The following is an 11,205-nucleotide window of genomic DNA, read 5'->3' as shown; positions in this document are numbered from 1 at the left end:
GCGATCGTCACGCTGACGGTCGCGGGCGCAGACGTGCCTCCCGGGCCCGTCGCGGTATAGGTGAAGCTGTCTGTGCCATAGGCGCCCGCGGTCGGCACATAGGTCGCGCTCGTCCCGCTGATCGTCACCGTCCCCTTGCTCGGTGCGGTCCCGACGGCGAGCGTCGTGTAGACGCCGCTCGGCAACAGCGTGATCGCCTGCCCCGCACTGTTATAGGGCACGTCGGCGCTGACATTCGCCACGGTCGGCGCGGCCGGCGTCGCGATCGTCACGCTCACGGTCGCGGGTGCGGACGTGCCGCCCGGACCCGTCGCGGTATAGGTAAAGCTGTCCGCGCCGAAATAGCCGGTCGCAGGCGTATAGGTGACGACGTCGCCCGCGACGCTGGTCGTGCCATGCGCCGGTGCCGTCGCGACTGCCACGCTCGTGTGCGGTCCGCCGCTGATGCTCGCAGCCAGGTCGATCGTCGTGCCGGCGCTGTTATACGGTACGGCTACGCCCGAACGGTTGGCGGCAATCGGCGCCGCGACGACGGTGATCGACTGGCTGATCGTCGTCGCTGGATCGTAATTGGCGTCTCCCGCCTGGGTCGCCGTGACGACGCAGTTCCCCGCACCGATGAAACTGACGCTGTTCCCCGAAATCGTGCAAACAGCGGCACTGGCGCCATTGATCGCATAACCGGGCGTCAGCCCTGCCGACGAGGTCGCGGAAACGCTGTAACTGCCGCCGATTGCCGCCGTGCCGGGGGGCGTGGTGGTGAACGTCAGCGTCTGGTCGCCCTTGGCGATCGTGCCGCTGATCACGCTTCCGGTCGCGGTAACCGCCGGGCTGTCGCTATCGCTCACCCCGATCCGGTAGCTGAAGGCCCCCGCTGCGGTCGGCGTTCCGCTGACCGCGCCCGTGGTCTGGTTCAGACTCGTACCCGCGGGCAACGTTCCTGCCGCAATGCTGTATTGATAGGGCGGCACGCCGCCGGTCGCGGGGTTACTCTGCGCAAAGGCGACACCGACCTTGGTGGTTCCCGCCGCCGTGCTGCTGACGGCGAGCGTTGCGGGCAGCACGGTGAAGCTGCGCGTCACGGTCGGCGCCGCGTTCCAGTCGGCGTCGCCGGCCTGATCCGCCGCGACGGTGCATGTCCCCTGTGCCACAAGCGTCAGGGTCGTTCCCGCCACGGTGCAGACGCTGGTGCTGTTGCTGGAGAACGCGACCGCCAGCCCCGAAGCGGCGCTCGCCGACAACGTCAGCGGCGACGACGAGATAGAGGCGTTGTTGAGCGCGGCAAAGCTGATCGTCTGATCGCCCTTGCCGACGACAAAGCTCTGCTGGACCTGCGGCGCCGCGGTGTAACTGCCGTTTCCGGCCTGATCGGCATTGACGCGGCAGGTGCCGACGCCGGTAAAGCTGACGGTCCCGCCAGAAACCGTACAGACGCTCGAACTTGTCGGGTCGATCGTGAACGTCACGGTCAGGCCCGAAGTTGCGGTTGCGGCGGGCGTATAGGGGGCGCCGCCCACCTTCGCCGCGCCGGGTGCGGCCGACGTAAAGCTGATCGTCTGGCTGCCGCTCGTTACATTGAAACTCTGCTGAACCTGCGGTGCAGCCGTATAGTTGGTATCGCCGGCCTGGCTGGCGTTGAGCGTGCAGGTGCCGGCGCCGGTGAAGCTCACCGCCCCGCCGCTGATCGCGCAGACGCTGGCGCTTGCCGAATCCACGGTGAAGGCGACCGCCAGACCCGAAGTCGCCGTCGCGGTGGGCGTATAGGTCGTACCGCCCACCGTCGCCGAAGTCGGCGCCGTCGAGGTGAAGCTGATCGTCTGCGCGCCGCGTGCGACGGTGAAGCTCTGCGACGATTGCGCAGCCGCATTATAGTTGGCGTCACCCGGCTGGTCGGCATTGATCCGGCAGGTACCGACGCCGGTAAAGCTGACGACCCCGCCCGAAATCGCGCACACGCCGTTGCTCGACGAATCCACCGTAAAGGCGACCGTCAGCCCCGAAAGCACCGTCGCCACCGGCGTGTAGGTCGCCCCCCCCACCGTCGCCGCGGTCGGCGCCGTCGAACTGAAGCTGATGACCTGGATGCCCTTGCCGACGGTGAAACTCTGCTGCAGCTGCGCAGCCGGGTCATAGTTGGCGTTGCCGGCCTGGTTCGCGTTCACCGTGCAGGTGCCCACGCCGATGAACCGGACTACGGCGCCCGACATTTCGCAAACCGCGCTGCTTGATGCGTCGATCGTCAGCGTGACCGTAAGGCCCGAACTGGAGACTGCGCTGGGCGCATAGGTCCCGCCCCCGACCCGGGCCGATCCGGGCGCCGTCGACGTGAAGATGATATTCTGCGTTCGGTCCGAAACGATCGTCAGGCGGAACGTGTTGCTCGCGGTCTGGCCGATCGAATCCGTGACCGTAACGGTGAAATCGGTCGCGTTGAGGGTTGAGGTCGGCGTGCCGGAAATCGCGCCGGTGGCACTGGCAAAGCTGAGCCCGGAGGGCAAGGTTCCGCCGCTGAGCGCATAGGTATAGGGCGTCTTGCCGCCGCTCCCGACGATGGGAGTCTTGTTGTTGAAGGTCGAAAGGTTGACCGACCCGGTGTAGGAGCTCTCCACCTGTGTCGCGACAAGCTGGCTGTAGACGGTGAACGTCCGGCTCGTCGAATCGCCCGAGCTGTTCCCCGCCGCATCGGCGGCCCGCGCCTTGACCGTGTGCGACCCGGCCGAAAGTCCGGTCAGCGTATAGGTCCAGTTGCCGCTGCCGTCGGCGGTCGCCGTACCATTGGCGGTGCCGTCCAGATAGACGGTGATCGTCGCGTTGGGTTCACCCGTGCCGCTCACGGTCAGGTTGGTCACCGCCCGCTCGGAAGATGCCGCCGGACTGACGACCACCGGTGCGTTGGGCGCTGTTGTGTCGACCGTCCAGCTATAGGTTGCGGCCGAGCTGGTGCCGGCGACGTTCGTTGCACGGACGGCGAAGCTGTGGCTGCCGTCGGACAGGCCGGAATAGGTCTTGGGGCTCGTGCAGCTCGTGAACGGGCCGCCGTCGAGCGAACACTCGGCCGTGCCGCTGCCCAGGCTGAACTGGAAGGCCGCGCTCGCGCTGTTGGTGAGCGCGGGCGGGGTCGAGGACAGCGTCGGCGTCGCCGGTACGACGGCATAGCTAAACTGGTTGGCAGCCCCCGTAGCGCTCGTGCCGGTCGGTGTGGTGACCGTGACGTTCACGGTTCCGGCGCCGGCGGCGGGTGACGTCGCGGTGATCTGGGTTCCGCTGTCGACGTTGAAGCTGGCCGCCGCCGTGCCGCCGAAATTGACCGCGGTGGCCCCGGTGAAACCGGTACCGGTAAGGACGACCGTGGTCCCGCCGGTGGTGGGGCCGCCGGTCGGCGACAGTCCCGTGACGGTGGGCGCGACGATCAGATTGTTGGTCAGGCTGAAGTTCGTCGACGCGCTGCCGGCGGTTGCGGTAACCGAGTAGCTGCCGCCGCTTCCATTCGCGGTGAACGTCCCGGCATCGGCCACACCGTTCGAATCGGTGTTGACCGTAATCGTGTTGCTGCTGTTCGAGAAGGTGCCGCTGGCGCCCGACCCCGGCGCGGTGAACGTGACGGGGGTATTGGCGATCACAGCGTTCGAGCCGTCCTTCACCGTCACGCTGAGCGGCGTCGCGAAGGCGGCGCCGGTGTTGGTGCTCTGGCTGTTCCCGCTCGTAACCGTGACCGAGGCGGGCGTCTGCACCACAGCGATCGTCGTGGCGTCGCTCGCGGTCGCTGAACCGGCCGCATTGCCACCCGACAACGTGACGCTGGGCGTCAGGCTGGTGGCGGCATTGGACGCGATGTTTAGCCGCAAGGTGAGGGGATTGCCGCTGCCGCCATTGTTGATCGTGTTCGAATAGGTGCAGCGGGTGGAGGTGCAACTCCACCCCGAACCGGAGCCGGAATTATACGTCATGCCCGGCGGCAGGCTGAACGTAAGCGACAGGTCCGTACCGGTATTCGCGCCGCTGGCGCTGGGCGTTATCGTGTAATCCACGGTGCCGCCCTGCTGCGGCGTCCCGACGTGCGACATCGAAACGCCGAGCGACAGGCTGGAGTCGACATAGGGCGTGCAAGTGACGGTGACACTGGTCGTCGAGCTGTAGATCGGATGATCGATCGACATGCCGACGCCCCGCAAGCCGGCGGCAACCGTATAATATCCGGTGTAGGTGCCGATAGCAGCTGCGTCCGGCGTCACCCTCGCTCCAGCCGGCAGGCCGATGATGCTGTTGTTGATTCGGAATCGAATTCGCACGCCGCCCGATGTGCCGGAATATTGCGTGACGTTCGCCGTAAAGTCGAGCCTGTCGCCGACGGTGAAGGGCAAAATGCCGGGAACAAAATTGTTCCCGATGTTGTCCGTATAATCGCTAACCGCCGCAATCATCGACGTCGCATATTGTGTGTTAATGTTCCTCGCCGTCGTGCCGGGTTGCTGCGGGTTGCCTGATACAATCTGCGCGGTGAAGTCGATCGCCCCGCTATTGACCGCCATGCAGCCTGGGCTTTGCGCCCGTACCGAAGCAGGAAGAAAAAGCGTCGTTGCCACCGCAGCAGCAACAAGAGCACCACCAAAACGGCGAGCACGACGTACGAACGCGGCACGCATACCCGAACAGGCGCCTACTTTCATGCACCCCCCTTTACGAACGCGTCTGCCCACGACGGTTCACGTTCATTGAACGCATGCGTAACAATGTCTCGGGACATGGTTCTTCAAAGCCCCGTTCGTCTATACCGCATCCTTTGATAGATTTCACCATTTCGGATGCTTCAAACCACTCCTTCCATCGCAAACACGATACGACGTTGAATTATAATATCTATTTTCAGCAAAAATTACCCGTCCCACCTTTCCCGGCTAAACCGCTTCGGCCTCGCTTACGATTTCTATCGCCGATCTTGGCCGCTATTTTCGAATCACCAACAAGCGAAGTCAAAATGAAGGGATGGCATCCATGGACCCGTTTATCGGCCAGATCATGCAGGTCGGCTTCCACTATGCGCCAGTAAACTGGCTGAGCTGCAACGGCACGATCATGCAGGTCAGTCAGAATCAGGCGTTGTTCGCACTGCTGGGCAACGCTTTCGGCGGCAACGGAACGACGCAATATGCATTGCCCGACGCACGCGGTCGCGTGTTGATGGGGTCCGGCACGGGTCCTGGTCTTACACCCCGCAAAGATGGCCAGACGGGCGGCGTCGAACAGCAATCCCTCACCCTTGCGCAACTACCCGTTCACAATCACTCGGCAACGTTCACGCCGGCCGGGAACCCCACCTTTAGTGGTACGCTGATCGCAATCGGCGGCCTGGATTTCCAAAACCAGAGCGCAATGCCGGCGCCGGGCAGCTACCTCGGGACACTTTCTGATACCGAAACCACACCGACAGTGTATGTGCCGGCGGGCAACGCCACCCTGCCGGCCGCACAAACAGTGCCGCTGGCGGGCCTGACAGGCACGGTAACCGGGGGCTCGGGTGCCGTGACGATCGCCAATGCGGGCTCAAGCCAGCCGGTGTCGGTGTTGCAGCCGTTCGTCGCCGTGACCACGATCATCGCCGCAGTCGGCGTGTGGCCGGAACAGCCCTGATCCGTTTACGGACGCCGCCGTGCCTCGCGTGGATATGGCGGCGTCCTTTCGTCCAGCGAACGCTTTCGGCAAGCGACGAGCCGCCGCCGCATCCACGACTTCAGGCCAAGATTGCCTGATAGCGCCGCACCTTGTCGGCCGGACGAAGCTGCGACAGGTGGATCACATGGGGCCCGCCCCGCCCGCAATCGCACTCAATAGCTGTCGTCCTGCAACAGCACATGCCACGGCGCCTCGAACAGCAACTCGAAAGGCTGCCGGAAAATCGGCACCGATCGCCGGTGCGATCGCCTCGGCAATGATGATGGGTGCCATGCGCCGCACCTGCGCCAACACCAGCTCCGCCGGCCTGGGAGCTGTATTCGGGCGGACCTTGCGCCCGACCCGGGGCTCGAAGTCTGCAGGCGTCGCCAGCCGTATCGCGGGTCGGTTTCCTTTCATCGCCCGCGGTCTCGATCTTGTGGGCCATCTTGACGTCGCGCCCGACGCGCGCAAAGGCGCCACCTGAACCATTTCGGATGTTGGTCGGCGTCGCCCGGCGGAAACAACTCACCCGTTCCCCTGGCGCTGCGGCCAACCTAAAAGGTGCGACGAGTCGTAAAGCCGCAGAGACGGCGCGCAGGATCGATCAGTCAGGCATCTCGTGAACCCTATTGTCACCGCTACGCTGCGGGGGCGGCGCCAGCCGCACCGCCGACATCGCCGCCTTTCCCGCTGGCTCGCGGGTCTGGCCATGCTGCTGGGCGTCGTTGCGCTGGGTCTTTACGCGGCTGCCGGCTTTTTCAGCCGCGATCCGGTCCGTCTGTTCAATGTTCCTCCGGCGCCGACGTCAGGCGCCGCGCCTGCCCGACCTTCCTTTGCGGTCCTGCTCTTTTCGGGCGACATGGGGCTGGGCTTCGGCATGAGCCCGGCGATCATCGACGCGCTGGTTCCCCGGGGGATCCCGATCGTCGCCATCGCGTCCTCGACCCGCTTCGCACGGCACCACGATCGCGCCGGAATCGACGCGGCAGTCGCCGATGCGGTCCGGGCGGCGTTGGCGCGCACGGGGGCGCGGCAACTGGTGGTGATCGGCCAGTCCTTCGGTGCCGATATCGTCCGCGTCGGCCTGGTTGATCTCCCGGCCGACCTTCGCCAGCACATCGCCGGCGCCGTGCTGGTCGTGCCCGGCAGCGACGCCTATTTCCGGGCAGACCCGATCGGCATCGCCTATTGGGGCAAGCCCGAGGCCGATGCCGCCGACGCGCGCCGGCTCGACTGGTTGCCGCTGGTCTGTATCGGGGGAACCGCCGAACGCGATTCGCTCTGCCCGTCGCTCACCATGCCCAATGTCCGCATCCGAATGCTGGCCGGCGACCATTATCTGGGTCACGATCCCGCGCCCATGCAGCGGACATTGCTGGCCGAACTTGCACTTTTGCCGGCGCTGAAGCAGGAGCGCGGCCCGGCCGGCACGCCGCGCCCGCAAGCCGGAAACTGACCCGATGTCGGATGGGGGAAATCCAGTGCAGGGGCACAAACCCGACGCGCCGCTGAACCGGCTGGCCGGCATGGCGCGCGCGCTGCGCGGCTGGGTCGGCCGGCACCGCCGCGTGCTGATGCTGGCGGCGATCCTCGTCATCGCCGCGCTGGCGTTTGAAGCCGTGCTCGCCACGCTTGCGGAAGTCCATGTCCGCGATCTGCGTCATGCCTTCCGCGACATCGGCCGGCCGCGGCTCGGACTCGCGCTCGCCTTCACGGCGGCCAGCTATGCGGCGCTGGTCCTGTACGACTATCTCGCGGTACGAACGCTCGGGCGTCGGCTTCCCTGGCGGACGATCGGGCTCGCGTCGTTCACCAGCTATTCGATCAGCAATAATCTGGGACTGACGCTGTTCACCGGGGGATCGGCCCGTCTGCGCGCCTATTCGGCCGCCGGCGTCGATCTTGCCGATGTCGCGCGGATCACGCTTTTGACCGCTGCGACCTTCTGGGGCGGGCTTCTGTTCATCACGGCGCTCGCCCTGCTGCGAGCGGCGGCACCGGTCACCATCGGCGGCTGGGTGTTCGACCCCGTCCTTCAACGGGGTGCCGGGCTGTTCCTGCTGGCTGCGATCGGCAGCCTGTTTCTGATTCGATTGCGGCTGCGCAGTGAATTGTCGTTCGGCGAAGTCAGCCTGCCCCTGCCGTCGATACGCGTGATGACCGCACAACTGGCGGTCGCAACGGTCGACCTGGGGCTGGCCGCTGCCGCTCTCTATGTCCTCATCCCCGACGCGCCGGCCGGCCTGTTCGGCAGCTTCCTGCTCGCCTATGCGCTCGGCATCCTGCTCGTGAACGTCACCCATGTTCCCGGCGGCATCGGCGTGTTCGAAGCAACGATCCTCGCGCTCGTGCCCGTCGATCATGGCGCGCTGTTCGCTGCGCTCATCGTTTACCGCCTTGTCTATTATGTCCTGCCGATGCTGCTTGCCGGGGCGCTGCTGGTCGGCGTGGAGGGGCATCGCCTGCGTGCGCCGATCGGGGCCGGCCTCCATGTCGGGCTCACCGCCGTCGAACGCGTCGGCCGCGCGCTCGCGCCGACCCTGTCCGCGCTGCTCGTCTTTCTGGGCGGGATCGTGCTGCTCGTTTCCGGTGCCATTCCCGGCGTGCCGCACCGCCTCCACGCACTGCGGGGGCTGGTCCCGCTCCCCTTCATCGAGACGTCGCACTTCGTCGCCAGCCTGGTCGGTACCGCATTGCTGTTGACCGCCCCGGCGCTTCAGGCGCGGCTGCGATCAGGCTTCATCGCGGCGCGGGCGCTGCTGCTGGCCGGAGCGCTGTCGTCGCTGGTGAAGGGTTTCGATTATGAGGAAGCGGTCGTGCTCCTCGTCGTCGCGGGGCTGCTCCAATATAGTCGGCCGGCCTTCTATCGCGGGGCAGGGATCGGCGCCGCGCCCTTCGTGCGCTGGTGGTGGGCGGCCGCGCTGATCGCGATCGCGTTCAGCGTCTGGGCCGGACTGCTGGCCTATCAGCACATTCCCTATTCGGATGACCTGTGGTGGGACTTCGCCTGGCGCGGCAACGCCCCCCGTTTCCTGCGCGCGACGCTGGGCGCCACGGTGCTGGTCGGCGGCTGGGCCTTCTGGCGACTGATGTCGGCACCGCCCCGTATCGCCGAGCGCCGCGAGCTGCCCGCCGACGTCGCCGCGCGCGCGATGGCGGTCACGCCGCGGGCCGACGCGATGCTCGCCTATACCGGCGACAAGAGCTTCCTCGTCTCCAAGGCGGGCGACGCCTTCCTGATGTATCGGGTGCAGGGGCGGAGCTGGATCACCATGGGCGACCCGATCGGCCCGGCCGAAGCGTGGCCCGAGCTCGTATGGGAGCTGCGCCGCCTGAGCGATGCCGCGCATGGTCGCGTCTGCCTGTTCCAGGTCAGCGCCGACATGCTGCCGCTGGTGGTCGAACTGGGCCTTCAGCCGATCAAATATGGCGACGAGGCGGTCGTCGATCTCGCCAACGGCTTCACGCTTGCCGGCCCGCAGTTCAAATCGCTGCGCTATTCGGTCAAGCGCGCCACTTCGGCCGGGCTGGAGTTCGACATTCTGCCCGCCGCGGCGGTGCGCGCGCATGCCGCCGAGCTTTCCACCGTCTCCGACGCCTGGCTTGCCCGCCGGACCGGTGCGGAGAAGGGGTTCAGCCTCGGCCGGTTCGACCTCGACTATCTCTCGCATTTCGAATGCGCCGTGCTGCGGCACGAGGGGCGCATCGTCGCCTTCGCCAACCTCTGGGCGACGCCCAATGGCGAGGAGATGTCGGTCGATCTGATGCGACACCTCCCCGACACGCCCTATGGCGCGATGGACCTGCTCTTCGTTCGCCTGCTCCAGACGGCCGCCGAACGCGGGTTCGACCGCTTCAACCTGGGGCTCGCCCCGCTATCGGGGCTTGCGTCGGGGCATCTCGCGCCCATCTGGTCGCGGCTGGGGGCCGCCATCTACGGCCATGGCGAGCGAATCTACGGTTTCTCCGGGCTTCGCGCATTCAAGAACAAGTTCGGACCGCGCTGGGAGCCGCGCTACATCGGCCTGACCCCTGGCCTGTCGGCCCCGCGGGCGCTTCTCGACCTGGCGGTGCTGGTGGGCGGCTGATCGTGCCGCCCCCGTTCAGTTGAGCACTGCCGTCATCACGCCGTGTCCGGCCGAAACATCCGCCTGGCCGAGAAACAGCTCAAACGCGCCGCGCACCGGATGCGACAGCGCATAGGTCAGCCCTCCGACGGGCGTCAGGTTGGGGTCCATTTCGAAATAGGCGATAAAGGGCTGCTGGCGCGCCAGCGAGGCCGGTCGATGCGTGTCGGCCGGCGCCCGTTTGACCGAGACGAGCGTGGCGTTCACACGGCCCTTTTCACCCGCGATGGTGAAACTGCTGCCGATCAGCGTTTCCCATTCGCTCGCCTCGCCCTTGGTCAACGGGGGCGCCGACGCAGCAGGCGTGCCGGGGCCGACCACCACGCTGCCGGCGTCCGATCCCCCGCCGCAGCCGCTCAGCCCCGCCCCGGCCGCCGTGACCATCCCCGCGGCCATCAGCCCGCGGCGTCGCTTGTCGATCTCGCTCATCGCCTTCACCCCTTTTTGCTGCGCCATCCGCCGCACGTCTTTGCCTTCCGCCTTGTATCGCACGGATCGCGACTGGCGCACGTCCTGCCCACCCTGCTAACGCACGCCGCGAAGCGAGGGGAGCGATACATGACCGATGCCACCAGCACTGCCGATACCGGCCCTTTCCCAACGCCCGCGACCTTCGCACCGTTCGTCGGCGACACGATCGAGGTCGCAACCGGGTCCGATGCCGCACACCCGCTCGTCCTGGCCGGCATTGAGCCGATTCCCCATTCGCCCCGCCCCGGCGGCGGCTTTCGGCTTACCTTTCGCGGGCCGACCACCCCCTATCTCCCCCAGGGCACCTATGCCTTTCGGTTCGGTGATGCCGAGCTCGCGATCTTCATCGTGCCGCTTGGTCCCAGGGACGAGCATATGCAGTACGAGGCAATCTTTTTCTAAGCGCCCGGTGCCCCGCCCGGTTCAGTCCCGCAACGCGGCGCGACACGTCATCAGGTCGTAAACCCCCTTGTCCTCCGTCAGCACGAATCCCAGCCGCGCATAGAGCCGGCGCGCGGGGTTGTTCTTTTCGACGTGAATCGAAACGAACCGCCCGTCGCGCGCCGCCGCGTCGATCACATCCTGCAGGATCGCGCCGCCGATCCCCTGCCCCCGCGCAGCCGGCAACAGCGAGATGTCGATCACACGCACCTCGTCGTCCCATTGGTCGAGGTAGAGCCGCCCGATCGCCGCGCCGCGCTGTTCGACGATCAGCCATGCCGCGCCGGAATAGTGCCGCTGGTAATGCTGGTGCTGCGCGGCATGCTGCTGGGCCAGGAACGCGTGCTTGACCGCGTCGCTCCACCCCGTCTGCGCAAGCTCCTCCCAGCGCGTCGACCGGTAAAGCGCCTCGGTAAAGCCATAGTCGTCGGCGGTCATCGGCCGATAGGAAACGGCATGCGCGGCCGCGGCACGGACAGGCGGTGACATCGGTTCGCTCCTCATTCGGGCGCGC

The 11,205-nt window shown here is 66.6% G+C and carries 7 protein-coding genes; 4 read left to right on the top strand and 3 right to left on the bottom strand.

The genetic code is table 11. The features are described from left to right. The coding region (locus ACT3CF_RS08180; RefSeq protein WP_478421755.1) for a beta strand repeat-containing protein at positions 1 to 4,157 on the bottom strand (4,157 nt) is incomplete at its 3' end. 835 nt (positions 4,158 to 4,992) lie between these two features. Here ACT3CF_RS08180 and ACT3CF_RS08175 point away from each other — a divergent pair. From ACT3CF_RS08175 to mprF, 3 genes are all read left to right on the top strand, one after another. Further along, a complete protein-coding gene (locus ACT3CF_RS08175) occupies positions 4,993 to 5,628 on the top strand; it encodes a phage tail protein (protein WP_478421754.1) in 636 nt (211 codons plus the stop codon). A gap of 733 nt (positions 5,629 to 6,361) precedes the next feature. Next, positions 6,362 to 7,108 (top strand): AcvB/VirJ family lysyl-phosphatidylglycerol hydrolase, encoded by a 747-nt coding sequence (locus ACT3CF_RS08170; RefSeq protein ID WP_478421753.1) that lies wholly within the window; start codon positions 6,362 to 6,364, stop codon positions 7,106 to 7,108. A 25-nt stretch (positions 7,109 to 7,133) separates the two neighbouring features. Then, positions 7,134 to 9,740: a bifunctional lysylphosphatidylglycerol flippase/synthetase MprF gene (gene mprF / locus ACT3CF_RS08165; protein ID WP_478421752.1), complete on the top strand. Its 2,607-nt coding sequence runs from the start codon at positions 7,134 to 7,136 to the stop codon at positions 9,738 to 9,740. A gap of 15 nt (positions 9,741 to 9,755) precedes the next feature. Here mprF and ACT3CF_RS08160 read toward each other — a convergent pair whose 3' ends face one another. Further along, positions 9,756 to 10,208, bottom strand: a complete 453-nt coding sequence (locus ACT3CF_RS08160) for a DUF6916 family protein (RefSeq protein WP_478421751.1) — start codon at positions 10,206 to 10,208, stop codon at positions 9,756 to 9,758. Between the two features lie 129 nt (positions 10,209 to 10,337). Between ACT3CF_RS08160 and ACT3CF_RS08155 the strand changes: the two genes are divergently transcribed. Next, the gene (locus ACT3CF_RS08155; RefSeq protein WP_478421750.1) at positions 10,338 to 10,652 is read left to right on the top strand and encodes a DUF6916 family protein; all 315 of its coding nucleotides are present in this window, start codon (positions 10,338 to 10,340) and stop codon (positions 10,650 to 10,652) included. A 21-nt stretch (positions 10,653 to 10,673) separates the two neighbouring features. Here ACT3CF_RS08155 and ACT3CF_RS08150 read toward each other — a convergent pair whose 3' ends face one another. Then, positions 10,674 to 11,180, bottom strand: a complete 507-nt coding sequence (locus ACT3CF_RS08150) for a GNAT family N-acetyltransferase (RefSeq protein WP_478421749.1) — start codon at positions 11,178 to 11,180, stop codon at positions 10,674 to 10,676. Between the last annotated feature and the right edge of the window lie 25 nt (positions 11,181 to 11,205).

This window comes from Sphingomonas chlorellae (assembly GCF_056485145.1).
The sequence above is the reverse complement of the archived record's forward strand: the minus strand, read 5'-3'. Positions and strand labels throughout refer to the sequence as shown.